Source organism: Burkholderia stagnalis (assembly GCF_902830275.1).
Taxonomy (GTDB): Bacteria; Pseudomonadota; Gammaproteobacteria; order Burkholderiales; family Burkholderiaceae; genus Burkholderia; species Burkholderia stagnalis.
Map to the genome: position 1 here is coordinate 42,435 of NZ_CADESW010000020.1, position 25,555 is coordinate 67,989.

The 25,555-nt window shown below is 66.6% G+C and carries 26 protein-coding genes and 2 pseudogenes; 14 read left to right on the forward strand and 14 right to left on the reverse strand.

What is annotated here, in order from left to right; translation table 11 throughout:
• Positions 1-71 precede the first annotated feature (71 nt).
• Positions 72-1,433, forward strand: a complete 1,362-nt coding sequence (locus HWY45_RS27910) for a M23 family metallopeptidase (protein WP_059883607.1) — start codon at positions 72-74, stop codon at positions 1,431-1,433.
• Between the two features lie 122 nt (positions 1,434-1,555).
• On the opposite strand, the gene HWY45_RS27915 is transcribed toward HWY45_RS27910, so the two are convergent.
• On the reverse strand, positions 1,556-2,365 hold the full coding sequence (locus tag HWY45_RS27915) for a TlpA family protein disulfide reductase (RefSeq protein ID WP_059883606.1): 810 nt from the start codon (positions 2,363-2,365) through the stop codon (positions 1,556-1,558).
• Between the two features lie 90 nt (positions 2,366-2,455).
• The gene (locus tag HWY45_RS27920; RefSeq protein ID WP_059564368.1) at positions 2,456-2,932 is read right to left on the reverse strand and encodes a GNAT family N-acetyltransferase; all 477 of its coding nucleotides are present in this window, start codon (positions 2,930-2,932) and stop codon (positions 2,456-2,458) included.
• Between the two features lie 97 nt (positions 2,933-3,029).
• On the opposite strand from HWY45_RS27920, the gene pdxR reads away from it, so the two are divergent.
• Complete coding sequence (pdxR, locus tag HWY45_RS27925; RefSeq protein WP_059883605.1) at positions 3,030-4,538, forward strand: MocR-like pyridoxine biosynthesis transcription factor PdxR; 1,509 nt, start codon at positions 3,030-3,032, stop codon at positions 4,536-4,538.
• A gap of 96 nt (positions 4,539-4,634) precedes the next feature.
• Here pdxR and HWY45_RS27930 read toward each other — a convergent pair whose 3' ends face one another.
• On the reverse strand, positions 4,635-5,057 hold the full coding sequence (locus HWY45_RS27930; RefSeq protein WP_059564370.1) for an NUDIX hydrolase: 423 nt from the start codon (positions 5,055-5,057) through the stop codon (positions 4,635-4,637).
• A 347-nt stretch (positions 5,058-5,404) separates the two neighbouring features.
• Here HWY45_RS27930 and HWY45_RS27935 point away from each other — a divergent pair, with 347 nt between their 5' ends.
• Together HWY45_RS27935 and HWY45_RS27940 are read left to right on the forward strand one after the other, a co-directional pair.
• Positions 5,405-5,875, forward strand: a complete 471-nt coding sequence (locus HWY45_RS27935; RefSeq protein ID WP_059564371.1) for a cupin domain-containing protein — start codon at positions 5,405-5,407, stop codon at positions 5,873-5,875.
• The gene (locus HWY45_RS27940; protein WP_059883604.1) at positions 5,872-6,621 is read left to right on the forward strand and encodes an SDR family NAD(P)-dependent oxidoreductase; all 750 of its coding nucleotides are present in this window, start codon (positions 5,872-5,874) and stop codon (positions 6,619-6,621) included. Before HWY45_RS27935 ends, HWY45_RS27940 begins: the two co-directional genes overlap by 4 nt.
• Positions 6,622-6,850: 229 nt before the next feature.
• Here HWY45_RS27940 and surE read toward each other — a convergent pair whose 3' ends face one another.
• From surE to HWY45_RS27955, 3 genes are all read right to left on the reverse strand, one after another.
• Complete coding sequence (surE, locus tag HWY45_RS27945; RefSeq protein WP_059883603.1) at positions 6,851-7,630, reverse strand: 5'/3'-nucleotidase SurE; 780 nt, start codon at positions 7,628-7,630, stop codon at positions 6,851-6,853.
• 200 nt (positions 7,631-7,830) lie between these two features.
• Entirely contained in the window at positions 7,831-8,130 is a 300-nt protein-coding gene (locus tag HWY45_RS27950) for an AzlD family protein (protein ID WP_059564227.1), read from the reverse strand.
• A complete protein-coding gene (locus HWY45_RS27955; protein ID WP_059883602.1) occupies positions 8,123-8,857 on the reverse strand; it encodes an AzlC family ABC transporter permease in 735 nt (244 codons plus the stop codon). The genes HWY45_RS27950 and HWY45_RS27955 overlap by 8 nt, the downstream gene beginning before the upstream one ends.
• 125 nt (positions 8,858-8,982) lie before the next feature.
• On the opposite strand from HWY45_RS27955, the gene HWY45_RS27960 reads away from it, so the two are divergent.
• Positions 8,983-9,441, forward strand: coding sequence for an Lrp/AsnC family transcriptional regulator (locus HWY45_RS27960; protein WP_059810642.1), 459 nt, complete (start codon positions 8,983-8,985; stop codon positions 9,439-9,441).
• Positions 9,442-9,664: 223 nt separating this feature from the next.
• Positions 9,665-10,234, forward strand: a complete 570-nt coding sequence (locus HWY45_RS27965; protein ID WP_059810643.1) for a hypothetical protein — start codon at positions 9,665-9,667, stop codon at positions 10,232-10,234.
• Between the two features lie 31 nt (positions 10,235-10,265).
• Here the strand turns inward: HWY45_RS27965 and HWY45_RS27970 are convergent, their stop codons facing one another.
• A complete protein-coding gene (locus tag HWY45_RS27970) occupies positions 10,266-10,898 on the reverse strand; it encodes a LysE family translocator (RefSeq protein ID WP_059883601.1) in 633 nt (210 codons plus the stop codon).
• Between the two features lie 96 nt (positions 10,899-10,994).
• Here HWY45_RS27970 and HWY45_RS36640 point away from each other — a divergent pair, with 96 nt between their 5' ends.
• Both HWY45_RS36640 and HWY45_RS27980 read left to right on the forward strand, forming a co-directional pair.
• Entirely contained in the window at positions 10,995-11,531 is a 537-nt protein-coding gene (locus HWY45_RS36640; protein ID WP_230946871.1) for a LuxR C-terminal-related transcriptional regulator, read from the forward strand.
• 97 nt (positions 11,532-11,628) lie between these two features.
• Positions 11,629-14,691 (forward strand): hybrid sensor histidine kinase/response regulator, encoded by a 3,063-nt coding sequence (locus HWY45_RS27980; RefSeq protein ID WP_059883642.1) that lies wholly within the window; start codon positions 11,629-11,631, stop codon positions 14,689-14,691.
• 120 nt (positions 14,692-14,811) lie between these two features.
• Here the strand turns inward: HWY45_RS27980 and HWY45_RS27985 are convergent, their stop codons facing one another.
• From HWY45_RS27985 to HWY45_RS28005, 5 genes and pseudogenes are all read right to left on the reverse strand, one after another.
• Positions 14,812-15,144: a DUF2322 family protein gene (locus tag HWY45_RS27985; protein WP_059564221.1), complete on the reverse strand. Its 333-nt coding sequence runs from the start codon at positions 15,142-15,144 to the stop codon at positions 14,812-14,814.
• A gap of 135 nt (positions 15,145-15,279) precedes the next feature.
• Positions 15,280-15,447, reverse strand: a pseudogene (locus tag HWY45_RS27990) (flavin reductase family protein); the annotation flags it as partial.
• Positions 15,448-15,537: 90 nt separating this feature from the next.
• The gene (gene atsR / locus HWY45_RS27995; RefSeq protein ID WP_059810646.1) at positions 15,538-17,346 is read right to left on the reverse strand and encodes a hybrid sensor histidine kinase/response regulator AtsR; all 1,809 of its coding nucleotides are present in this window, start codon (positions 17,344-17,346) and stop codon (positions 15,538-15,540) included.
• Positions 17,343-17,840: a putative pterin-binding protein gene (locus HWY45_RS28000; RefSeq protein ID WP_059883597.1), complete on the reverse strand. Its 498-nt coding sequence runs from the start codon at positions 17,838-17,840 to the stop codon at positions 17,343-17,345. The genes atsR and HWY45_RS28000 overlap by 4 nt, the downstream gene beginning before the upstream one ends.
• Before the next feature lie 34 nt (positions 17,841-17,874).
• Entirely contained in the window at positions 17,875-18,753 is an 879-nt protein-coding gene (locus HWY45_RS28005) for a response regulator (protein WP_059883594.1), read from the reverse strand.
• 325 nt (positions 18,754-19,078) lie between these two features.
• On the opposite strand from HWY45_RS28005, the gene HWY45_RS28010 reads away from it, so the two are divergent.
• From HWY45_RS28010 to HWY45_RS28030, 5 genes and pseudogenes are all read left to right on the forward strand, one after another.
• Entirely contained in the window at positions 19,079-19,681 is a 603-nt protein-coding gene (locus tag HWY45_RS28010; protein ID WP_059810648.1) for a tetratricopeptide repeat protein, read from the forward strand.
• A gap of 120 nt (positions 19,682-19,801) precedes the next feature.
• The gene (locus HWY45_RS28015) at positions 19,802-20,629 is read left to right on the forward strand and encodes a hypothetical protein (protein WP_059564215.1); all 828 of its coding nucleotides are present in this window, start codon (positions 19,802-19,804) and stop codon (positions 20,627-20,629) included.
• 60 nt (positions 20,630-20,689) lie between these two features.
• Positions 20,690-20,866: a hypothetical protein gene (locus HWY45_RS28020; protein WP_175038312.1), complete on the forward strand. Its 177-nt coding sequence runs from the start codon at positions 20,690-20,692 to the stop codon at positions 20,864-20,866.
• A 411-nt stretch (positions 20,867-21,277) separates the two neighbouring features.
• A pseudogene (locus tag HWY45_RS28025) lies at positions 21,278-21,554 on the forward strand (hypothetical protein); the annotation flags it as partial.
• A 599-nt stretch (positions 21,555-22,153) separates the two neighbouring features.
• The gene (locus HWY45_RS28030) at positions 22,154-22,795 is read left to right on the forward strand and encodes a response regulator (RefSeq protein WP_059564212.1); all 642 of its coding nucleotides are present in this window, start codon (positions 22,154-22,156) and stop codon (positions 22,793-22,795) included.
• A 63-nt stretch (positions 22,796-22,858) separates the two neighbouring features.
• On the opposite strand, the gene HWY45_RS28035 is transcribed toward HWY45_RS28030, so the two are convergent.
• Both HWY45_RS28035 and HWY45_RS28040 read right to left on the reverse strand, forming a co-directional pair.
• Positions 22,859-23,386 (reverse strand): Rossmann-fold NAD(P)-binding domain-containing protein, encoded by a 528-nt coding sequence (locus tag HWY45_RS28035; protein WP_230946865.1) that lies wholly within the window; start codon positions 23,384-23,386, stop codon positions 22,859-22,861.
• Positions 23,387-23,875: 489 nt separating this feature from the next.
• Positions 23,876-24,892, reverse strand: a complete 1,017-nt coding sequence (locus HWY45_RS28040) for a 1-aminocyclopropane-1-carboxylate deaminase (RefSeq protein ID WP_059883591.1) — start codon at positions 24,890-24,892, stop codon at positions 23,876-23,878.
• Between the two features lie 160 nt (positions 24,893-25,052).
• Here HWY45_RS28040 and HWY45_RS28045 point away from each other — a divergent pair, with 160 nt between their 5' ends.
• Positions 25,053-25,553, forward strand: coding sequence for an Lrp/AsnC family transcriptional regulator (locus HWY45_RS28045; protein ID WP_059883588.1), 501 nt, complete (start codon positions 25,053-25,055; stop codon positions 25,551-25,553).
• Positions 25,554-25,555: the final 2 nt, after the last annotated feature.

The window sequence follows — 25,555 nt, forward strand, 5'->3', positions numbered from 1 at the left end:
GAGCATGACGGTGGTCCCGTTGCATTGCCCGGCAGCCTTCCGATTCTTCATTGATAGCGAGTGATGACGCCATGCGGTTTGATCTGCGTTCCCGTCTCGCACGCGAACGAGGTCAACCCGCACAACGCGGCGCCGCCTGCCTGCCGTTTCGCCGCGCGCTGCTGTGCGGCATCGTCGCGGCAGCCTGGCTTGCCGGCGCGCAAGGCGCGGTAGCACAGGCGTCTCACGATGCCGTGTCATTCGCGCCCGCCATGGCGGTGACGGCAGACCTCGTCGACGTGCCTTTTTTCCATTCCGCCCGCACCGTGTGGGGCGGCTTGCGCGCGATGTCGGCCAAGCCGTTCGACGCCGCGGCTGACGCACAGGCCGCGAGCGCCGACCCCCACGGCCCGGTCGCGCGTTTCGGCGCATGCGCACCCTACAGCGTGCTCTGCGACGCGGCGCGCGATGCGATCGAACGCAATTATGCGGCCCGGTTCGACTACGGCCTTGCGTCCCCGCTGCCCGCAACGGATGGACCGGCAGCGTTCAAGCCGCGTTCCGGCGAACTGGCGTCCGGCGAGCCGTTCACGCTGGCCGAGCCGAACAGCGGCACGCGGATCGGCGCGATCGCCGGCAGCCTGCAGGCATCGCTGGCGAGCGCCGATCTGCCGGCCGGCGTGGCCGGGCAGATCTCCCGCATGCTGGCGGGTCGAGTCGACGTGACGCAGCGCGGCTGGACCGGCGACGCATTCCGCGTGGCATTCGATGCGGACGACGACGCGACCCTTCAGGGCGGCCCGCGCGTGACGGCGCTCGATCTGCGCTTTCGCGGCCAGCAACTGTCGGCTGTATGGTTTGCTGCCGGGGCGGGAGCGCCCGGTGGCTATTACGATCTCGACGGCAGGCCGTTCGCCGGTTCCCGGTTCGTGATGCCGGTCGACGCGACGCGTGTGAGCTCCCGCTTCGGCGCACGGGTGCATCCGGTGACGGGCGCGACGCACGTGCATTCCGGCGTCGATCTGGCCGCGCCGGCGGGCCGGGCCGTCCATGCGTCGGAGAGCGGCACGGTGTCGTTCATCGGTACCGAACCGCGTGGCTACGGCAAGTATGTGGTGGTGCGTCATGATGCCGGCTATACGTCGTACTACGCGCATCTGTCCGCATTCGAGCCGGCGTTGCGCATCGGCGCGCGGGTCGCACGCGGTCATCGTGTCGGCGCGGTCGGCAGCACTGGCACGGCGACGGGCCCGCATCTGCATTTCGAGGTTCGGCGGCACAACCGGCCCGTCGATGCGCTCGCGCTGATGCAGGCGTCTAGCGAGGCGGCGCTGAAGGGCGAACAGCGCGTGGTGTTCGATCGCGTGGCCGGGCAGGCTCGCATGCGTCTGGCCGCGGCGTCGTGGTCGCCGTCGTTCGCGGTGTTGGAGGCTGCAGGCGTGAATGCGGGTTGATCGTTCGGTTTGCCCGGGAATGAAGGTCGGTCAGCGGCTCGTTTCAACGCGTCGAGGATGCGTGGCCTGTGACTCGTGACGCTCGGAAACGGTGTGTGCAACGCGATCCGTCAACGCGGCGCTCAGGGGCCGAAGTGCTGCATCATCGTGTCCTTCAGCCGCGCGGCGGTCAGCTCGCCCATGTGCGATTCGACGAGGTTGCCGTTCGCATCGAAGAAGAGCGTCGTCGGCAGTCCGCGCGACCCGTACGCATGCATCGCGCGCATCGCGCGGTCGAGCAGCACGTGATCGAAGCGCAAGCCTTGCTGTTCGAGGAACGCGCGCACGGCTTGCGCGTCTTCGCCCTGGTTGAGCATCAGCACCGCGACGCCCGGATGATCTTGCTGCGCCTGCGCGAGGATCGGCATTTCGCGGCGGCACGGCGGGCACCAGGTGGCCCACAGGTTCACGACGGCAGGCCGGCCGGCAAAGCGTTGCGGCGGAACGGGCGTTGCGTCGAGCGCTTCGAGCCGCATCGCGGCGAGCGGCGGCGCGCCGTGCTGCAGCGTCGCCAGCGTGCCCTGCGCGATGCCCCATGCCGCCAGGCCAGCGGCGATGCCGATCCATGCCGGGCGGCGCAGCGCGGGCAGGCGGCGCAAGCGCCAGCCGGCGAACGCGAGGCCGGCCGCGATGCCGATGCGCCAGTCGAAGCCGCCGTCGCCGAACGCGACGAGCGAGCGGGGCGCGGCCGCGTAGTCGGACCACCACTGCGCGACATAAGCGACGCGCGCGGCGATCAGGCCGAGCAGCAGCGCGTCGACGATCAGGCTCGATGCCGTCTTGTGCTGGCCGTCCGGCGGGCGGCGCTGGATGAAACGGGCAACGAGCCACGCGAGCAGCGCGGCGGCGGCAACCGCGACGACGCGGATCGAGAAGGGACCGATGCTCAACATGAGAAGGAAAACTCAGGACGTGATCGACGCGGACATGCGGCGATTCGACATCACGTCATGCGAACGGGTTCCCTTCACGACGCCGCCGGGCTAACGCGGCAACACCTTCCTGTAGACCACGAACCCGCTTTTCTCCGCGACGGTGTCGTACAGCCGCATCGCCGTGCGATTGGTTTCGTGCGTCTGCCAGTACACGCGCTCGGCCCCATGTTGCGCGGCGACCTCGTATACGGCCTCGATCAGCGCGCGCCCCACACCCTTGCCGCGTTCGCTTTCGAGCGTGAACAAATCCTGCAGATAGCAGGTCGGGCCGGCCAGCGTCGTGCTGCGGTGGTACAGGAAATGCACGAGCCCGACGAGCGCGCCGTTGCGTTCGGCGACCAGCGCATGCACGGGCTCGTAGCCGTCGAAGAAACGCGACCACGTGAGCTTCGTCACGTCGAGCGGCAGCGCCGTCGCGTCGAAGCGGCCGTAGAAGCGGTTGTAGCCGTCCCAGAGCGGCAGCCAGGCAGGGTAGTCGTCCGGCTTGACGGGGCGTACGGTCAGGCTGGCATCGGTAGCGTTCATGGGTGTCGACCTCGCGATGGCATGGAGCAGACACTTACGATAGACAATTCGTGGCACCATGTGTAGACCCATGTCATCCACCATACCTGGAGCCACGATGGACTACGGCGTCTTGCTGTCGACGTTCGAACGCGAAACCGGACGGCGCGCGGCCGCGCGGATGTCGCAGCAGCACCGGCTGTACGCGTGCCTGCGCACCGCGATTCTCGACGGCCGGATCGCGGAGGGTGCGCGTCTCGCGCCGTCGCGCACGCTCGCCGACGAACTCGGCATCGCGCGCAATTCGGTGCTGTATGCGTATGAGCGGCTCGCGGCGGAAGGCTTCGTGATCGGCACGCGCCAGGGCACGGTGGTCGCGCACGTGGGCCTGCGCGACGCGCCGGCCGCGGCCGCTGCCACCGCGGCAACCGTCGACGCGAGCGCTGATGCAAGCGCCGACGTCGCGCGGCTATCGCGACGCGTGGCGCACGTCGAGCGCACGGCCGAAGGCATCGACGAATCGCTGCCGTTCGTGCCGGGCACGCCCGCGCTGGACGAATTCCCGCTCGCGCAATGGCGGCGCTGCGTCGAGCGCGCGTGGCGCGACGCCGTGCCCGCGCAGCTCGGCTACCAGCCCGCCGCCGGCGACGCGACGCTGCGCGACGCGATCGCCGGCTACCTGCGCGTGTCGCGCGGGGTGCGTTGCGACGCGGAGCAGATCGTCGTCACCGACGGCACGCAGAACGCGCTGGACCTGTGCGCGCGTGCGCTGGCCGACGCCGGCGACATCGCCTGGATCGAGAATCCCGGCTACCACGGCGCGCGCAATGCGTTCCTGGCCGCCGACCTGCGCGTCGTGCCGATCGGCGTCGATGCCGAGGGCCTCGCGCCGCATCCGGACGACTGGCGCGCACGCACGCCGAAGCTCGTCTACATCACGCCGTCGCACCAGTATCCGCTCGGCGCGGTGATGAGCCTCGAGCGGCGGCTCGCGCTGGTCGCGCAGGCGCGCGCGGCGGGCGCGTGGATCGTCGAGGACGACTACGACAGCGAGTTTCGTCATCACGGCGCGCCGCTCGCGGCGGTGCAGGGCCTCGCCAACGATGCGCCGGTGATCTATCTCGGCACCTTCAGCAAGGTGATGTTTCCGGCGCTGCGGATCGGTTTCCTGGTCGCGCCGCCGGCGCTCGCGCGCGCGTTGCGCGAGACGGCCGGCGCGCTGATGCTGCACGGGCGTGCGATCGAGCAGCGCGCGCTGGCGGATTTCATCGACGCGGGGCATTTCACGCGTCACCTGCGGCGCATGCGCAGGCTCTACGCGGAGCGGCGCGCCGCGCTGCAGGACGCGCTCGAGCGGCACCTGCGCACGCAGCTGACGGTATCCGGCGGCGCGGGCGGCATGCACCTGTCCGCGCGGCTCGACGGGCCGGTGGCGGATACGGCGCTCTGCCGCGTCGCGCAGGCGCACGGGTTGATCCTGCGGCCGTTGTCGTCGTTCTGCCTGCCGGGGACGGAGCAGGGCTACAACGGCCTCGTGCTCGGCTATGGCGGCGTGCCGGCCGCGCAGATGGACCGGCTGGCGCGGTGCATCGGCGAGATGATCGAGCGGGTGCTGGCGAACCGGTGACGGCGGCCGGGCGGGGCGCCGCACTGTGACGAACAGATGACGAATGCGTGACGCGCCTTCATGCCGCCACAGGTGTTGCCGCTTGCGTCGGAACGGTCAGAACGCGGCCACGCTCGCCAGGTGGGCGAACTTGCGGCTGCTCAGCAGCTTGACGATGGTCTGCGTCGATATGCTCGTGGGCAGCGACGCGACGTCGGCCGGCTCGAACCAGCGGCAATGCACGATCTCGTTGCGCGGCCGGGGCGCGGCATCGATCAGCACGTCGGTCACGAACACGTGATGCAGCTTCGCGAGGCCGCCAAACTGGAACGCGTATTCGATCGGCAGGTCCGACAGCCCCGTCTCCTCCCACAACTCGCGATGCGCGGCGTCGAGCGGCGATTCGCGGCGCTTGACGGTGCCGCCCGGCAGGGCCCAGCGGGAGGTCGTGCGGGCGACGAGCAGAATGCGCGAGCCTTGGCGGCACACGATGGTGGCGCGGTCTCGGGGAAGGGCGGAGGCATCGGGGCGGATGGGCATGATGAGGCGTATGCGATCGGCTGGCGGCTGCCGTGGATGACAGCGGCAATCATGACACGTCGCGGCGATCGCGGGGGCACGATTTGACAATGCTTTGGGAACGCAAGATGCGTTCCCATCGCGGGCGCGTGCGCGCGCGTGCGGCATCGGCGAGCGGCCCGGGTCAGGGAAAGCACGGAGTCGGCGCGGCGGGCCGATTCCGCGCACCGGCAAGCGCTTGAGCGGCCCGCCCGGAAATATCGCAAAATGACCGGCTCGCCGTCTGTCCCGATCCGCTCCACGTCTCCCGAAGGCGGCGCGCACGTGCTTCGCACGTCTCCTTGACCCACCTCCCTGCAAGGACACCCATGTCGACCCAACCCCGTGAACTGCTGAAGGCCGCCGATATCGCGAACATGGAAGCGACGCGCGCGGTTCATCCGCTGAACCCGAACGCGGTGCGCCTCAAGAAGTCGGTGGGCGACCTGACCGGGCTCACGCAGCTCGGCGTTCACCTGATCACGCTGATGCCCGGCCACGAGTCGGCCGAATACCACCGGCACCTGTACGAAGAGGAGTGCGTGTATGTGCTGTCCGGCAACGGGACGGTGACGATCGGCGAGCAGCGGGCCGACATCGCGCCGGGCGATTTCCTCGGCTTCGCACGCGGCGGCGACGCGCACACGGTGCAGAACACGGGCGATGCGCCGCTCGTGCTGCTCGTCGCCGGGCAGCGGCTCGAGCACGACGTGTGCGACTATCCGCGCGCCGGCAAACGGCTGTATATGGCGGGCGAGCGCTATAGCTACGTGGACCTGCCCACGACGGACGCCGAATGAGCGCGCACGACACCGCGCCTGTCGCGCTCGTCACCGGCTCCACGTCGGGCATCGGCGCCGCGATCGCGCGGCGGCTGTCGGCGCAAGGCTATGCGGTGGTGCTGCATTCGCGGCAGTCGGCCGACACGGGGCAGGCGATGGCGCGCGAACTCGGTGCGGCGGCCTACCTGCAGGCCGACCTGGCCGACGACGCGGCGCGCGTGCGGCTGGTGCGCGACGCGGTTGCGCTGTGGGGGCGGCTCGACGTGCTGGTCAACAACGCGGGGATCAGCCGCGTGATTCCGCACGACGATCTCGCGGCCGCCACGCCCGCGATCTGGCAGGAACTGCATGAAGTCAACGTGATCGCGCCGTTCCGGCTGGTCGCCGAAGCGCAGCCGGCGCTGGCCGAGGCCGCGTCGCGCGGGCGGCCCGGCTGCGTGGTGAACGTCAGCTCGCATGCGGGCGTGCGGCCGAAGGGCGCGTCGATTCCGTACGCGGCGACGAAGGCGGCGCTCAACCACATGACGCGCCTGCTCGCGCTGTCGCTGGCGCCGGCGATTCGCGTCAATGCGGTTGCGCCGGGGCTCGTCGATACGCCGCTCACCGCCGGCTGGACGCACGCGCAGCAACTCTGGCGCGACCGCGCGCCGATGCGCCGCGCGGCGATGCCGGACGACGTCGCGCAGACGGTCGCGATGCTCGTCGCGTCGGACTACATGACGGGCGAGATCGTGATGCTCGACGGGGGATTGAACCTGACGTGACGCGACGGGGCGGCGTTGTGCGCAGACGCGGATGCACGGAGGCACGGAGACGCGGAGGCACGGAGACGCGGAGGCACGGAGACGCGGAGACGCGGAGACGCGGAGACGCGGAGACGCGGAGACGCGGAGACGCGGAGACGCGGAGACACGGAGACACGGAGACGCCGCCGGCCAGCCACGCATCCGCATCGCGCCTGCACCGGCCGAGGCCGCCTACCGGAATGCGCGCTCAGCCGAGGCTCGACCGCAGCCGCGCGAGCGCGCCGTCATGCGTGCGCTCGAACTTCAGCGGCGTCACGGCGATATACCCTTCGCGGAGTGCGACCGTTTCCGAATCCGCATCGTCGTCGCGCGGTGCGCGCGCGAGCTTCAGCCAGTGATATTCGATGTCGCGCGGGTCGCGATCCGACACGATCTCGACGCCCTGCAGCGTGCCGGCGCCCTGGTTCGTCACCTTCAACCCGCGCACGTCCTCTGCGGGGCGGGCGGGGAAGTTCACGTTGAGGCACGCGTCGCTGTCCCAGCCGGCGGCGACCAGCCGCCGAATGACGTCCGGCGCGTGCGCGAGCGCCGTGTTCCACGGCACCGCGTTGCGATCGGTGAACGCCTGGCTCAGCGCGATGGCCGGCACGCCGACCAGCATGCTCGTCATCGCGGCGCCGACCGTGCCGGAAAACACCGTTTCGGTGCCGAGGTTCGCGCCGCGATTCACGCCGGACAGCACGACGTCGGGCCGCGCGTCCTTCATCAGGTGGCTGACCGCGATCGCGACGCAGTCGCCGGGCGTGCCGCGCACGGCGAAGCGGCGTTCGCCCTTGCGATGCACGCGCAGCGGTTCGTGCAGGCTCAGCGAATGCGACGTGCCGCTCTGGTCTTCCGCCGGCGCGACGATCCACACTTCGCGCGCCAACTGCGTGGCAACCTGTTCGAGCGCGTCAAGGCCGGGGGCGTCGATTCCGTCGTCGTTGGTGAGCAGGACGCGGTCGAACAGCGGGCGGGCTTCTTGCATCGGAGCGATCCTCGAGGAGATGGGCCGTGACAGGCGAAAGGCATCGTGACGTACAGCCGCAAGGCTAGCATCCCGATGCGCGGGCTGTCGTGTCGCGCCGACGTCCGGATGAAAAAACGGGCGCATTGCGCGCCCGTTCGCCGGTTGATGTGCCGCGTACACGCCGGCGCGACCGGCGCGTTGCGGCGGGGCGGATCGGCTTATCCGAGCAGATGCCGCAGCACGCCGGCCGCGACGACGCCGATCGTCACCGTCGGCAGGATCGACAGGCGGGTGGCGGCCAGCAGCGTGATCGCCAGCGCGAGCAGGTCGGCCGGGCGATCCGACACGAACGCCGGCGCGATCACCGAGATCAGCACGCAGCCGGGCACGTTCTCCATCACGGCCGTCATGCGCGGGCTGAGCGTGCGGTTGCGCAGCGCGACGTAGCCGAGGATGCGCGACAGGTAGGTGGTCGCCGCCATCAGCACGATGGTGGCGACGGTGTGGAAATCAGGCATCGCGCGGCTCCCACAGCAACGCGGCGGCGAGCCCCGCGCAGGCGCCGGCGGCCACGTACCATGCGCCGGGCACGGCCAGATGCGTGGCTGCCGCGACCACGAGGCTCACGAACCACGGCCGGCTCGCGCGCACGCCTTTCCACATGCCCTTCAGCAGCACCAGGAAGACGGCCGTGAACGCCATGTCGAAGCCGTAGCGCTCGACGTCGCCGATGGTCGGCCCGAGCGCGGCGCCGAGCGTGGTCATCGAGATCCAGGTCAGGTAGAGGCCGGCGGCGATGCCCGCGTAGTACGCGACGCTGATGTGGTCGGCCGATCGCCGCCGCGCGTCGGCGAGCGACATCGCCCAGCTCTCGTCGCACATGAAGAACAGCGCGGCGAACGCGCGCCGGCGCGGCAGGCGCCGGATGTACGGCGCGAACGCGGCGCCCATCAGGATGTGGCGGGAATTCACCAGGAACGACATCGCGACGATCAGCGCGATGTGCGGCGGCGACGCCCACAGGCGGATCGCCGCGAACTCGGAGCCGCCGCCGAAATTCAGGCCGGTCAGCATCGGCACTTCGAGCAGGCTCAGCCCCTTCTGCGCGGCCTGCGCGCCCAGCACCAGCGCGAACGGAATGAAACCCAGCATGACGGGCAGCGCCGCACGCAACCCGCGGCCCATCTCGATGACAAAAGCGGGCCGCTCGCGCAGCCCGGACGACGTTGAAACGCTACTGCTCATTACTCCTCCTTCGGGGGGAGGAATTGTCTGCTTTTTTGACTCGAATCGGGTTGCGTTGTGGCCACTTATTTTGGAGAATTTGGCATCGAACGCGCGCTGCGCGGATTTTTTGGAATTGGATGCCAATGAAGCTTGACGCCATCGACCGCCGGATCCTCAGTGCGCTCCAGCGCGACGGCCGCATGCAGAACGTCGAACTTGCCCACGAGGTCGGGCTGTCGCCGTCGCCGTGCCTGCGGCGCGTGCGGCTGCTCGAGGAGGCGGGCGTGATCGAGAAGTACGTGGCGGTGCTGAACCCGGCGAAGGTCGGCAAGGCGCTGACGATCTTCGCGCGCGTGTGGCTGAAAGGGCAGGACGCCGACACCGTGAACCGCTTCGCCGACGCCGTCCAGCAGATGCCGGAAGTGGTCGAGTGTCACCTGATGGCCGGCGATTGCGATTTCCTGCTGCGCATCGTCGCGGCCGACATCGACGAATACCGGCGCTTCCAGATGGAATACCTGACGCGCATCCCCGGCGTGCAGAGCGTGAAGACCGACATCCCGATGCAGAAGATCAAGCTGACGTCGGCGCTGCCGACGTAGCGCGGCGCGGGCGTGCGGCGGTGCATCGACGAACGGTCACGGGCGGGTGACAATCGACCGATAAACTATCGCGGTAATACGCCGCTTCGCACGTCCCGCATGGGGGGCCGTGCGACGTTCGATGCACAGGCAACTAACGGTCAATATCGACGTGATCGGCCAGACGGCGCTGCGCGCTAGGTCCTGCGCCGGCACGGATGCGTTTCTTCTTGTCGGGCGACTCATGCAGCCATTCAACAATCCGTGGAATTCGCTGGAAATCGTCAAGCTGGTGCTGGGCGTGCTGACACCGTTGTCGGTGGCCGGCCTTGGCTGGTTCGTCGCGCGCCGGCTGAAACGGCTCGAACTCGTGCAGTGGACCAACCAGAAGCTGATCGAGAAGCGCCTCGCGCTCTACGACGCGGTGGCGCCGCAGCTCAACGCGCTGCTGTGCTTCTACACGTGGATCGGCTACTGGAAGGACATCTCGCCCGACGACGTGATTCGCGCGAAGCGCGAACTCGACCGCACGTTCCACATCTACCGCTACCTGTTCGACGATCACGTGTACGACGCGTATCACGCGTATATCCACGCGCTGTTCGAGATGCACACGGGTGCCGGGCAGGATGCGCGAATCCGTTCGCTGATCGAAACGGCGGACGGCGATCGCACGCGGCACGCAACCTATGTGTGGAACCCCGCGTGGCATGCGCGGTTCGCGACAGTGAACGTCGTCGACCGCGCCGAAGTGCGCGACCGCTATACGCGGTTGATGGAGGTGCTGCGCGTGTCGCTGGGCGCGAATCGGTGACGATGGCGCGGCATCGCGCGCAGGTCGGCGCTCAGGTCCGCCCCGCCGCCGCGAGCCGTGCGGCGAGCCCGACGAACACGGTGCCGAGCAGGTATTGCGGCAGCTTCGACGGGCGGCGGCGCGCGCCGATCCGCCGGCTCAGCCGGCTTGCGGACACGATCACCGCGCCGTTGACCACGAGGCCGATCAGGTTGAGCACTGTCGCGAGCACGAGGATCTGCACGGCGATCGAGCCGTGCTCCGGCCGGATGAACTGCGGGAACAGCGCGAGTACGAACAGCGCCATCTTCGGGTTGAGCAGGTTGGACGTCAGGCCCTGGCGGAAGATCGCCGCGGTGGAGTGGCGGCGCTGCGACGCGACCGGCGACAGCGCCGTCGGATCCGCGCGGAACGTCTTCCACGCGAGATACAGCAGATAGGCGGCGCCAGCGAAACGCACGACGTCGTACGCGATCGGCACCACGAGAAAAAGCTGAGACAACCCGAGCGCGGCGGCGAGCGCATGACAGTAGGTGCCGGCCTGGATGCCCGCGAGCGTCGCGAATCCGGCACGCCGGCCCTGGCTCACGCTGCGGGACGCGATCAGCAGCATGTCGGGGCCGGGCGTGGCGGTCAGCGCGAGACATGCGCCGGAGAAAAGCGCGAGCGTGGAGAGATCGATCATGGCGGGCCCTTGCGCGGGAGCGGTGTAAAGGGAGGTCAGAATGGGGGGGACGCAACGGCGCAGTTTGACAGCGGCGAGCAATGACTCGATGTCAGCGTGCGTCAGGCGTCGATGATCCGCAACGCCCGAGAATATGTCAATCCGCGCGATTGGGACGAAGGGGTATCGGCCGCGCTGCTGAAGTACGACGCAAACGTCTGCTGCACCGGTGCGTCGGCCGGGACGGGTTACAAGCAGTTTGGCGCAGGGGTATCGGGCGGCATCGTCGCTTATGGCGGAGTCGCTTGCCGTCTCCTCGAGCGTGCGAATCGTGAGCTAGCGATAGAACGCGCGCGCAAGCGGCAAACATTGGCATTCGTCGCCTGCCACATTCCATTGATCGAAGTGATCCGCCTTTTCGGTGCCGGGAATACAGTGGGCGCGATCGCTGCACAGCTTCATCGTAGCAAGCAGACCATCAATTCGCACAAGACGAGCGCCATGAAGAAGCGCGGAATCACGCGTGAGGTCGCCCTGATCCGCTATGTCGATGCGGTAATATTCGCGGATTCGCCCGCGTCGAGCCCGTCGCATACGAAGGAATTACGGGCGCGGATCCTGCGCGATCGCATGAAGCTCGCGCGACACCACTGACTCGCTCACCTATCGCGTATCGGGCCATGGCGGATGAAACAGGATCCCGCGCGAATGGTCGGCTTGCAGTACGTGACGATTGCCACAAATGAAGCGCATGCAAGAAAAACTGAAACGACACGGCGCGCGAATTGCGGCCGCGGGTCGAAAGCCATTCGAACCGGACCGCGTCCGGCGTCAACAGCAAATCCTGTTGTATGGCAGCGGCGTGGCAATCACGGTGTTCATCCTGGCGTGCACGGTGCTCGTCGCGCGACTCGAAGTGCTGGGTTACTTCACGCAGGTGCGCGGGGAGTTTCTGAAGCGAGAGGCTCAACTGCACGCCGAGTTGATGTCGACTCGATTGTTGTTCGGCCAAATGATCAATGCTTCGCAGGGGCGCTGGATTGCTGCGGAGCCAGTCTCGAACGAGATATTGCGAAAGTTCACCGACGGCAGGGGGCGGGTCATTGCATACCGGCAAGGCCAGCCCTGGTTCGTCGAGATGGTCAATATCACGCCGGAGCATCCCGCGAGTCAGTATGCGCATTATCTTTCGATGTTTTTGCCGCATTTCAAGGTCGCTGCAACTCAGACTCCGACCGACAAAGGTCTATCCGGTTATGTGATCGCGACGAACGACGAATTCCTCGGCGTACTCGGTACCGATCTCGCGGCGCCTGCGCTCGCCCTGCCTGAGGGATTCTCGCTCAAGTCGCTGATGCAACAAGTCACACCGTCGAACGTGAATCTCCATGCCGGATCTCAAGACACCGCCGACAGGAAGGCTCTCGTGGTCGAGAGCCGCGTCGATCCGCTGTTGGGGCACCGCGTGCTGAGCTTTGCGCAGCGCATGTACGACGACAAGGGGCGCCAGTTTGCCTGGGCGGTCATAAACTGTCGTGCGCGTGTCGGCGACATTCTGGCATCGCCATCCGTCGACGAAAAATATGCACTGGTCGATGCACGAGCCAACGTGCTGGCCGGTACTGCGCCGAGCCGAGAAATGATAGCCAAGGCGATCGACTACGCGCGCGTCCCGTATGGCGACCAGGTGACCGCACGCCGCGTCGGCACCCGTTTCGTCATTGGGGACTACTTGCCCGGCTCCGATCTCATGATGATCGCGACGTTTTCTTGGCAGAGCGTTGCGGCGGCCGTATTCAAGACCGTCAGCCTGACGGCCGGAATTGCGTTGTTTGCGATTTCGATTCTCTGGATCGGGCTCGTTCGCTTCGACCTGGGGGCATTGCGTCCCGCGAACCGCCGGGCGATTCGATTGATCGAAAGCGAGGCACTCAACCGTAAGTTGATTCGTGCGGCTCCTGCCGGAATCATCTTGCTGTCGTTGGCAGACGGCGAGACGATGGTACGCAACGATGCTGTTCTTCCGTACGAAAACACAGGTTCGGGTTTGCCGCTCGGCAAACGAATCTGGCACGCGTATCAGGAGGGAATGCGGGCGCCTGATGCACGGCGCTTCATGATGCGGGAGCTGGCTGTCGACCTGGCCGGTCAAGAGGCGGTCTATCTTGCCGTGAACATCGTGCGAACGCGATATCGTGGCGTCGACGTACTGCTTTGCACGCTGGTCGATATCACCGCCCGAAAGCAGATGGAAGGAAAACTGCGCGAGGCACGCGAGGCCGCCGAGTATGCAAACAAGGCGAAGTCGACGTTTCTTGCGACGATGAGCCACGAGATCCGCACGCCGCTCAACGCGATCGTCGGCAACCTTGAACTGATGGAACGCGCCGAGATATCCGCGCCGTTGCGGCGCCGGCTCGGGACGATCATGTCGTCGTCGGACGCGTTGCTGCGCGTGATCAACGACGTGCTCGACCTGTCGAAGGCCGAATCGAACCAGATGGTGCTGGAACATATCGCCTTCGACCTGCGCGCGTTGTTGCGCGACGTCGCCGCGATCTTCCGGCCGCTTGCCGATGCGAAACATCTGGCGCTCATATGCCGTCTTTCTCCGGAGTTGGCCGATGGCTACGTTGGGGACCCGGTGCGACTCAGGCAGGTCGTCACGAATCTTGTCAGCAATGCGATCAAATTCACGGAGCACGGCACCGTGACGGTGGACGCGCGGCTCTCGCCGATCGAGGCCGGTACTCGGCGTGTCGAGCTTGTCGTCAGCGACACGGGCGTCGGCATTCCCGAGGAGAGCATGTCGACGCTGTTTGACGTTTACATTCAGGCCGATGCGTCGACATATCGACGTTTCGGGGGCACCGGGCTCGGCTTGCCGCTGTGCAAACGTATCGTCGGGCTGATGGACGGCGAATTGTCCGTCGACAGTCGTTTCGGCGAAGGCTCGAATTTCGTTGTCACGCTACCGTTGCCGGATGCACCGCGCGGCTGGCGCGCCGAGCTGTCGGATCTCGACGCGTGCCTGGGCCCGGCGTACGGTGTCGGTATCGACGATGGCCCGACGGCGGATGAAACCGGCGGGGAGCGACGCGTTGGCGGCGAGCCGATCCGCGTGCTGGTCGCCGAGGATCATCCTGCGAGCCGCGCGCTGCTGCGCGACCAGCTTGACGCGCTCGGCTACGATGCGACGATCGTCGCCAACGGCATCGAGGCGATGCGGGCATACTTCGAGCAGCCGTACGATATCGTGTTGACCGATCTCGGGATGCCGGAACTCGACGGCTTCGCGCTCGCGAATTTTCTTCGCGAACAGGGCGCGCGGGTGCCCGTGATCGCGATGACCGCCCATGCGACCGACGAAGATCGCCGGCGCTGCGAGAAGGCGGGCGCCGTGGAGGTCGTGCTGAAGCCGCTGTCGATCGGCGCACTCAATGCAGTATTGCGTCGGCATGCGGGGCATGACATCGTTGCGTCCGCATCGCAGGGAAGCCCGGAGCGCGAATTGGAGATAACCGACGAGATTCGCCAGACACTACTCGCATCGACGCGGCACTCGCTCGCGGCAATCGAGGCAGCGCTGACGAGCGGCGATACGGACATCGTCCGGGTCGAGCTTCATTCGATGCGAGGCGGCTTCGCGCTGGTCCGGGATGTCGATGCACGGGACGCATGCGCGCGCGCCGAGTCGACTTTGCGCGACGACGGCCTCGATGCGCTCAATCGGATCTGGTCTTCGATCGAAGCAGCGGTCACGCTCGCGCTCAGGCGTCTGGCGAGCGGAGATGCGCAAGTTGATTCGCCCTAAGCGCAACAGGGCGGATTGCACGCGGGGCGTGCCGGACGATGATTCGGCATGCCTTCGCGCCCACTGAAAAAGATGAGCGTGCCGCACTTTCTTGTGCGGCACCGCTGTCCCGCCAGTCGCTCAGCCCTTCGCGACGACGTCGATCCGCAGCGCTTCGCCACCGGCGACGATCGCGAGCAGCCGATCGACGTTCGGATGTGCGCCCGGACGGTTGCGTGCGTCGGCCGTATGTTCGGCGAACACGGCGAGCCCATGCTCGGCGGCCTTCGCATCGAGCGTGCCGAACGCCTGCTTCAGATAGTTGTACACCGCGAGCGAGCCCTGCTTGCCCGGTTGGTTCTCGATGCTGGCGGCCACGTCGCCGTTTGCACCGACGAGATCGATGCGTGCGATGCCGTCGATGGCCGGCAGTTGCGCGAGGTTGTCCTTGAATACTGCGGTCGGTTGAATCACTGAAAACACTCCGTCGGTTCGATAAGAGGCAGGGCGGCCTGTATCTTATCCGATCGGGCGCGGCGAGCCGGATGAGCCGATAGAGCCGGCTGCCATCGCGAGCCGCAGCCCGCCAGCGCCGCCGCCGCACACATTGCGGATCAAGTTCAGCGTGGTCTGGGAGCTGGCCGCGAGGCCGAGCACACAGCGCCAGCCGAGCCAGAACGCGGACGATATCGGCGCGAAATTGACGGTGCTGATCGGCACGACGGGCGTGCCGAAATAGAGGATGTTCGGTTCGCTGACGCGATGCGGGGCGCTCATGGCGGTGTCCTTCGAATGACGGATCGGGCTTCATGCTGATCCGCCCCAGGCCGGCCGGCGCTCCGATTCTTGCGACGTCGTTCGCGCCCGCTACCCGAGCAGCCGCTCCATGAGCGCGCCGAGCTCGCGCAAATGCACGGGCTTCGGCAGGAACGCGTCGAACCCCGTGCGGTTCGCGTCGAGCGCGGCCGATTCGTATGCGCTGACGCCAAGGATCGCCGTGCGCCGGAGCCCGTTCCCCGGCGACGCCGCGCGCAGCCGCTTCGCGACATCCAGCCCGCTCAGGTCGGGCAGCTCGAGGTCGAGCAGCACGATGTCGTAGCGGCGCTCGGCGAACCGCGCGATGCCTTCGCGGCCGGTGCCGCACAAATCCGCGGAGATCCCCAGCGCGGCCAGCATCGAGCCGAGCGTCTCGCGCGCATTGTCGTTGTCGTCGACCACCAGCGCGCGCCGGTCGCGCAGCGTCTCGGCGTGCGGCCACGCGGGCGCGTCGCCCGACGGCTCGCCGGTGTCCGGCACGTCGACCGGCAGCGTCACGACGAATTCGCTGCCTTCCCCGACCACGCTGCGCACGTCGACGTGCCCGCGCAGCGTCGTCACGATCTCGCGCACCACGGCGAGGCCCATGCCGATGCCGTCCACGTGCAGGCCCGCCGCGTCGTTCGCGCGGTAGAACGGCTCGAAGATCTTCCGCAGATGCGGCTTCGCGATGCCCGCGCCGGTGTCGCGCACGGCGATCTCGAGCTGCGGGCCGTCGGCCGTGTCGACCAGGGTCGCGGCCACGGCGATCGAGCCGCCGTTCGTGTACTTGACCGAGTTCTCGACCAGGTTCGACAGCACCTGCTGCAGCAGCTTGCGATCCGAGCGGATCGCGAGGCCGGGCGGCTCGACGCGCTGCGACACCGCGATCCGCTTGCCGGCGATCTTCTCGCGCAGCGGTTCGAGCACGTCGGCGAGCAGCGGCGCGAGGCTGACGACTTCCGGGTTCGCGCGGCGCGTGGTGGCGCGCAGCTTGATGTAGTCGGTGAGCTCCCGCACCAGCGCTTCGAGCGACGATGCGGAATTCTGCAGCCGCCGGATCGTCTTCAGGTTCGGCTCCGACTGCGGCCGCGCGAGCAGGATCTCGATCGATCCGCAGATCGCCTGCAGCGGCGTGCGCAGCTCGTGGCTGACCATGCCGAGGAACGCGTTCTTCGCCTCGACCATCTCGAACGCGCGGTCCGACGCCTTCTTCTCGGCCTCGAGCGCCGCATGCTGTCGTTCGAGCAGATCGTCCCGCGTGCGCACCGTGTAGAACAGCAGCATGAACAGCGCGCACAGCATCACGCCGAGTATGCCGCCGAGGATCAGGATCGCCTGCTGCTTCTCCCTCAGCTGGTGGAACGTGAAATCGCGCTGCGCCATCTCGAGCGCGCGGAAGTAGTTCGCGAGATCGTTGACCCGCTGCCAGTACGCGGCGATCTCCGCCAGCACGCGCGGCGCGTCGCCGCGCGCGTGGCGCAGCGGCGGCACGTCGCGTTTCAGCAGGGTCATGAAATCGGCAAGCACCGCGATGTCGTCGCGCGCCTTCGGGATGCGCAGCCAGTACTCCGACACCTCGGACGGCCGCTGCAGGAAGCCGAACGAGGCCGACAGCGCGTTGAGCTGCATCTCGACGCGATCGAAGTCGTCGTCCTCGTGCGTCGCGTAGAGGATCAGCTGCCGGTCGAGCCGGCTGTACGCGTTGCGGAACTGCGAGGCCGTCCAGAACACCCCTTCGCGCGGCCCTTCGAGCACGCCCTCGTTGACCGACGTGGCGAGCAGGTCATACAGCAGGAAGGCCCATGCGGTGAAGCCCAGGATCCACAGGGAGCCGAGGACGACGATGACTTTCCGTTTTCTCCACCGCCTCGCCGTCATTTCACGGTCAGGCCAATGATCTGCCATGCGAACTTCGCTTCGCCGAGCGGCGTCTTCAGCTCGTCCGCGTACTGGTCGCGCGGATACATGATCCACAGCGGGCCGTACTTGTCGTTGTCGAGCACCTTGCCGTTCATCGTGCGCGCGAGGATCACGCCGTACTTGTCCGCATCGGACACCGGAATCGAGAACGTGTAATCGTCGATACAGTGAAACTCGATCTGCGTGCCCTTCGCGCCGACGGCCTTCAGCACGTCGGAGAGCCGCGGGCCGGTGAAGGTCGCCTTCGGCGTCCAGCTCGTCGAGGTCGTGATCGAGTGCTGGGGCAGCGCCATCAGTTCGCGCTCGGAGAACACGTAGGTGGTCTTGCCGGGCTGGTTCGTCTTGCCGATGTTGCCGTCGACGGTGAACTTGAACGGCGCGGCCCAGGATGCGGCGGCGCCCAGCAGGCAGGCCAGCAGCAGGCTTCTCAACCAGATCGTCGGAATTCGCATGATGTTTTCTCGTTTGGTGTCGCGTGTCGGGCGTTCAACCCGTGTGCGCGTTGAACGGTTGGGCAATCTTCAGCTCGCGCGCCACCTCGGCGAACAGGATCGGCAGCCGCACCGGCTTTTCCTCGCAGCGCGCATTGAACTGCGACATCACGCGTGCGATTTCGTCCTCGCTTGCCTCACCGGTGGAGATCTTGCCCGTCAGCAGGAAGATCGGCGCATCGCCATTTTCGCTCGAACGGATGCTGCGCACGAGATCCGCGGAGGTCTGGTCGCCGAGCATCCAGTCGAGGATGTAGCCGTCGAAATCCTCGACCGCCAGCGCCTTGCGGAACGATTCGCCATCGTAGTACGGGATCGCGTTCACGCCTTTTTCGATGAAGTATTCGCATACCGTCTCGGCCACGTCCGGCGAATCGTCCACCACGGCGATGCGCGCCGCGTACGCGTTCTGCGGGGTGGAGCGCAGCTCGATCAGGTCGACCGGATAGGTGCGTCCCTCGCGCGCGTGCTGGCGCTCCATGACGAGCCATTCGCCCTGCGACTGCATCGCGACGAAATCCGTTTCGCCATGGCTGCTGGCCTTCGTCGCGATCGCGGCGCGGCAGCGGAAGCGCCGCGATTCGATCACGAGCGTCGCGTCGAGCATCTCGGGCGCGGCCGCGCCGGCGTGCGCGCCCTTGTCGTCGAGCAGGATCGCGGGCGGCACGCCGAAGTGCGTCGCAATGTCGTGGAGCTGAGACAGGTTCCACGGAATCAGGCCTTTCATCTTGCGGGTGACGACGGAGAAACTGAGGCCGAGCACATTCGCGATCGTCGTGTTGTGGCTGCGCGGCGGCACGCCGTTTCGGGTCAGGAGGTCGCGCACCTTGGTGGCGGTGATGAGATCGGCATTGGCCTGCTCGCTGGTGGGCATCTCGATGAGGTCTCCAGTGGTTTTCGCGTGGAAGCATAGCAAAGTTGACGCGCTATGCAAACTTTAAATAGAAGAATCGGCTTGACATGCCATTTTTCTCCATTATTATTGCTCACCACGTCACTATTGTTTGTCGCGTCATGTTTAAGCGCGGCGACAAAAGATGACAAACGATTAAAAAGTGGGAACCTGAGAGAGCCTTGGGCCGCGCGTCGGCGCCGTCGGACTTTGCTGTCTGTCCGCGGCGCCGCGCCGACCAGGTTTAGCGCTCACGGGGGCGCGATAGCTCGAATTGCGGCGCCAATAAAACTTGAGGACCGTAAAAATGTATCGCCGTCTACTCGCATCGGGGCTGCTGTCGATGCTGCTGGCCGCTTGTGCGCAGAACCCGTCAGCCAGCAACGTGGTGCGCATCTGCGACGAAACAGGTTGCTCTGATCGGCCGAAAGATCAGGTCTCCTACCAAAAAAAGGACGATGACGGGGACCGGGAAGACCCGCGCATCGCCGCGCTGAAGCAGACCGCGAAGGCCCAGCCGAAGGCCGCCTACGATCTCGGGCTGCGCTATTTCCGCGGCGACGGCGTGCGCCAGGACAGCTACCAGGCGCTCAAGTGGATGCGCGAGGCTGCCGAGCGCGGCGACCTGCGCGCGCAGAAGGCGCTGGGCGCGTTCTATCTGTTCGGGCTGGAGGAGATGGGCTCGGATGCGCGCGAGGCGGAGAAGTGGCTGTCGATCGCGGTAGCGCGCGGCGACAAGGAGTCGAAAAAACTGCTCGAGCAGGCGCGAGCGGACAAAAAGGCCGACGAAGAAGACTACAAATGGCGCACGCAATGGCGTGACTGGCGTGACGTCTATTACGGCTACTGGTATTCGGGCTATCCGTATTACGGCGTCTGGCAACAGACGACCTGGTACTACGGCTATTGACCGGTGCCACAAGCATCGGGGCGGCAGCGGGGAGACCACCATCGCGCGCCTTGCCGGGGGCTTATCGAGGTTCGCACGGACGCATAAGCCGGACATCGACTCAAATATATCGATAACGACATGAAGACCATCCTCACCAACCGTCTCACACAATGTGCACTGACCGCGGCACTGGCCGCTTCCGTTGCCGCATGCGGCGGCATCGTTTCGCCGGGCGGCCAGAACGCCGGCGTGACCGGCGCGGCCGCGGGCGGCGCGAGCGCGGGCGCGGATTCGACGCTGCAGCGTTGCCCGTCGCCGCTCGGCACGATCGCGGTCGACGACGGCCGTAACGCCGACTGGTGGGGCCCGTTCGGCAGCGCGACCAAGATCACCACCATCGATCCGCTGCTGCGCCTCGCGGTGCAGCAGTCGAACTGCTTCGTGATCACGTCGATCGGCAACCAGAAGTCCGACGCGCGCCTGACGCGCATCACGCAGATGCAGCGCAATTCCGGCGAATACCGTGCAGGCTCGAAGCAGCAGAAGGGCCAGCGCGTCGCGGCCGACTACTACATGGAACCGCAGATCGTCATCAACGATTCGCCGATCGGCGGCATCGGCAGCATGGTCGGCGGCCTGATCGGCAACAGCGCGATCGCGGCGGTGGCGGGCCACCTGCAGACGAAGGCGTCGGTCGTCACGCTGACGCTGTTCGACGTGCGCTCGGCCGTGCAGATCGCCGCGTCGGAAGGCAGCTCGACGGCGACCAACTACGGTGCGGCGCTGGCCGGCTTCGGTGGCGGCGTGGGCGGCGGCCTGGCCGGCTTTTCGACGACGCCGGAAGGCAAGGCGACCGTGGTCGCGTTCATCGACGCGTACAACAAGATGGTCGTCGCGCTGCGCAACTACAAGGCGCAGGACGTCAAGGGCGGCCTTGGCCGCGGCGGCCAGTTGCAGGTCAACTGAAGCCTCCCGGGCCGGCGGGCGCGACCGCCGGCCGACGCCTGATTGACGTTCGGCAGCGACATGGCGTGGGTCCATGTCAAAGACCGGACGCAGGCGCCCACCTTCGCGCACCCGTCCGCGGCGACTCGGACGACCTGCGCGGGCTTCGTTCAGCCGTCGAACGATCCGGGTGCGCAGGGGACGGCCTGTCTCGGCGATCTCGCGCTCGGCGGCACCGTATCGTTCTATTTCGAGTAATCGAACCGCGCGGGATTCCGGTGCACGACGCTCGATCCGCAGGCGCAGAATGGAGCCGCTCGTCGCTTGCCGGTATGCGTCGCGGCCCCGCGCATGCCGGCGCCTGACACGCCGTTTCGCTTCCACGTGGGCGTCCGGATGCGCGTTCCGTTTCCCCAGTTCCCTCCGCCGAGCGACCGAGTCGCCGACCGAAACGCGTCCTGTCCCGGCAATTTTTCGCCCCGGAATTCGTCCAAGTTCTAAATATCATTTCGAACAAATTTGACCTGTACGAAATAGTTCATACGAAGTGGACGCGCGCCCGGGCGTTTGGCATCGTCGGAAATTGATTTCCACCATCGGTGATTTCCGCAGCGGCCCCGCGAGCCGAAGCGGCAACGTTTCCGCCGTGCGCAATCCTTGCCGTCCGTCATGCCGCAGAGCCTGCATCAATCCTTCCGCCGCGACCGGAGCATTTCGATGCTCGGGGGGCGGCATCGTCGTCGTCGTCCTGGCCCTGATCGCCTGCGGTCTCGGGACGGTTTCGATCGTCCCGGGATATGTCAAGGGCGAGCGGCGAAATTGCCTGAACGGCCTGGAACAGACGCTCAACGAAATCCAGGTGAGCGAGACCTCGTTCCGCAATGGCGTCGCGAATGCGCAATCGATCTGGCGAGAGGCCGGCAGCGCACCGGCGCCCGTCGTCGACGATGCACGGCCGGTTCGATCGATCATGGGCGCACGCTGGCCGTACGTTGTGTGTCGCGGATGACGACGCCGTCGACGCGGGACGCCGATACATATGTACGAGACAACAAGGGCAGGGTGCCGCCGCCGCAAGCCGCGCGGCAAGTTTCAAATCAACGAAGGAGAAAAAGGCCGTGCGCCACCCGGGGACGATAGTTGCACTGCTGCTCGATTGCTCGACGTTGTCGGAGAGATCCAGAAAGGAATTTCTGACGATGATGAACGAGTTTCTGCTCATGTCGCCGACTCGGAACAGGCGCGCGATCAGCAAATGGATGGATCGGGCGCCCGGCGATGCGCACTAGCCGTCCGGAGATCCGATCAGCCGATAACGCGCTGCCGTGCCGGGCACTCGGCGCGCATCGTGTTTTCGCATTCTGCCGTGAGGCGACTCGATGTCCGGTGCGGCTCGGATATCGGGCGAAGCCGGATTTATCTTAAAATTAGCCGCGTTTTGTCCGGTGTGCCGAATGCGGCCGGCCGTCGACACAATGGCGCGAACCTGTACGCCGTCCAGACGGATACCGGACGCGTGACAGAAAGTCTCGGGGAAACAGGAACATGGACGAATTCTTTGTGCGCGTGATGGTGGCGGATGATCATCCGGCATCCGCGCTCGGCATGTCGCAGGCGCTGCAAGGCAACGGCACGATCAAGCTGGTCGGCACCGTTTCGAACTCGACGGATCTGGTTGCGGCGCTCGATGCGCAGCAGAGCGACGTGCTCGTGCTCGACTATGTGATGCCGGGCGGCAAGTACGGCGACGGTCTCGTGCTGCTGTCGTTTCTCCAGCGCCGCTATCCCGCGCTGCATATCGTGACGATCACGATGATCGACAATCCGAGCGTGCTGCGCGCGATCCACAAGCAGGGCGTGAGCTGCATCCTGAGCAAGTCGGACGCGATCTCGCACCTGATCGGCGCCGTGCACGCGGCATTCGTCGGGGCGAATTACCTGTCGCCCTTCATCAAGCAGTTGCTGCAGGATGTCGAGGTCGCGCGCGCGCTCACGACGCGCGAGATCGAGGTCGTCCGGCTGTTCAGCGCCGGCTTTACGGTCGGCGAAATCGCCGCGCAGCTGCATCGCAGCAAGCAGACCATCAGTTCGCAGAAGTCGAGCGCGATGAGGAAGCTTGGCATCGTCCGGGACGCAGACCTGATCCGCTATGCGGACGAAGGGGTCCTGCCTGATTCGGCGGAGTAGGGCGCGCCACGGCAGGCGGCACGCCCTTCGGCCCGGGATGCCCGGCGCCAGCAGCAGATGCTGTCATACGGTGGCGTCGCGATGGCGGCATTCGTTCCGTTGTGCACGCGGCTCGTCATGCGGCTTGCCGTCGAACAGCGCGAACTGGCGCGCCGGCTCGTCGATGCCGGCCGCGCGGCCGAGCGCGGAACGGGCGACGAGCCGCGACGCGGCCAGCGAGGCGCCGCTGGCGACGGACCACAGCAGATACCACGCGGCCGGCACGAACGACGGGCCGTAGAGCGCGCACATTGCGAGCGCCGCGCCTGACTGGGCGAGCGCCCATGCGATACAGGCGCGGATCGCGATCCGTTGCGCCGACCGTTCGGGCGGCGCGCGATAGAGGCCGAATGCCGGAAACAGGACCAGCGCGAAAACCGTCGCGCAGGCGACGATGGCCACCGAGCGGGCGAGAAATGAGTTGCCTTCGGGCAGAACCGGCGCCGCCGCCAGCGCGCTGAGCGCGATCACTGCGATATCCAACTTGCGCGCGCCCCGCCCTTTTGCCGCCGACCGCATCTCTGCCCGGTCATGTTCGTTTGCCGTGTGCATATAACCCTTCGTTACCGTTTCGTTGGACGTGGCGTCCGCTGCCTCGCGCAAGGCGCAACCTGCCGCGCCCGCATGAAAGCGGGCGTGGCGCGAATTCCGTTTCACGGGAAGGGTTGACGCGAGGCGGGGCGCTGCTTCGTCGGTCGATTGCGTGCGTCGTGACGCTTAGATCTGGTCCGATGCCGGCGTGGAAACAGGCGACGCGCCGCAATCGATTCGACTTGCATCGATTGTCGATAACCGGACGCGTGATTTAAATGGGACGTGTATTAAATGAAATGCTCGTCTGTTGGTACGAGTACGAATTCGTTCGAACGGGCATTTCAAATACCGGGGGGATGCGCGAGGGGCGGCGTGACGGCCGCGGCGATCTTCGACGAGGCGGGGGCGGGGCGGGTGGTATGGCGGGCAGTATCGGCTGGCGGATCGGAACCCGAAGCGTGATTGCCGCTGCGGCGCGCATCTTGGCGCGCGCCGCAGCGCACCGCGTCAGCCGTCCCGGAAAATGAAGCTGTACGCGCTCAACGCCGGCACGCCGCCGAGATGCGCATACAGCACCTTCGAGCCGGGCTCGAATTCGCCGCGCCGCACCTTGTCGATCATTCCGTGCATCGACTTGCCTTCGTAGACGGGGTCGGTCAGCACGCCTTCGAGCCGCGCGCACAGCCGGATCGCCTCGAGCGTGCCGTCGTTCGGCAGCCCATACTCGGGGCCGCCGTAGCGCGTGTCGAGCACGACGTCCTGCGCGCCGATGTCACGCCCGAGCCCGACGAGTTCGGCCGTATGCCGCGCGATTCGCGTGATCTGCTCGCGGGTTTGCTCGGGTTTCGCGGATGCATCGATGCCGATCACGCGATCGGCGCGCCCGTCGGCCGCGAAGCCGACGATCATGCCGGCCTGCGTGCTGCCCGTCACCGAGCACACGACGACGTAGTCGAACTTGAAGCCGAGTTCGGCTTCCTGCGCGCGCACTTCCTCGGCGAAGCCGACGAAGCCGAGGCCGCCGAGCGGATGTTCGGAACACCCGGCCGGAATCGGATACGGCTTGCCGCCCGCCTGCCGCACGCTTTCCAGCGCGTCTTCCCAGCTGCGGCGGATGCCGATGTCGAAGCCGTCCGGCACGAGCCGCACGTCGGCGCCCATGATGCGCGACATCTCGATGTTGCCGACGCGGTCGTACACGGCGTCGTAGTAGTTGACCCAGTTCTCCTGCACGAGCACGCATTTCATGCCGAGATGCGCGGCGACGGCCGCGACCTGGCGCGTCTGGTTCGACTGGATGCCGCCGATCGACACCAGCGTGTCGGCCCCCTGCGCGAGCGCGTCGGGAATCAGGTATTCGAGCTTGCGGGTCTTGTTGCCGCCGAACGCGAGGCCGCTGTTGCAGTCCTCGCGCTTCGCGTACAGCTCGACCTTGCCGCCGAGATGCTCGCTCAGGCGCTTGAGCGGCTGGATCGGCGTCGGGCCGAAGGTCAGCGGATAGCGGGGGAAGCGTTGCAGGTTCATCGACTGTCTCCGTAAAGGGCGCCGCATGCGTGACGCGATGAAAAAATGATAGGCAAGCACGCACGAAATGAGCTTGCGAAATAAATCTGCAAGGCCTACGTTTATGACCAAATCATCGACTGCAAGACAACTGTAGTTCGTCATGAGGGAGATAGACGCAATGAAATTAGGCAAGCCATCAGCGGCCGCGCCGGATGCCGCGCCGGTGCTCGATCGCATCGATCGCGCCATCCTCCGGCAATTGCAGCAGGATGCGTCGATCTCGAACGTCGCGCTCGCCGCGAAGGTGAAGCTGAGCGCGCCCGCGTGCCTGCGGCGCGTCGAGCGGCTCAAGGAGATGGGGCTGATTCGGGGGATCGTCGCGCTGCTGGAGCCGAAGGCGCTCGGCGCGGGGATGCTGGTCGTGATCGGCTTCGTGCTCGACCGGTCGACGCCGGAGGCGTTCGCCGCGTTCGAGAAGGCCGCGCAGAAGGTGTCAGGGTGCGTCGAATGCCATGTGGTGACCGGCGAGTTCGACTACTTCATGCTGGTGCGCACGCGCGACAGCGAGAGCTTCAACCGGCTGCACGCGGAGCAGCTGCTGTACCTGCCGGGCGTGCGGCAGGTGCGCAGTTTCATGGTGCTGAAGGAGATCCTGTCGACGCATGCGCTGCCGCTGTAACG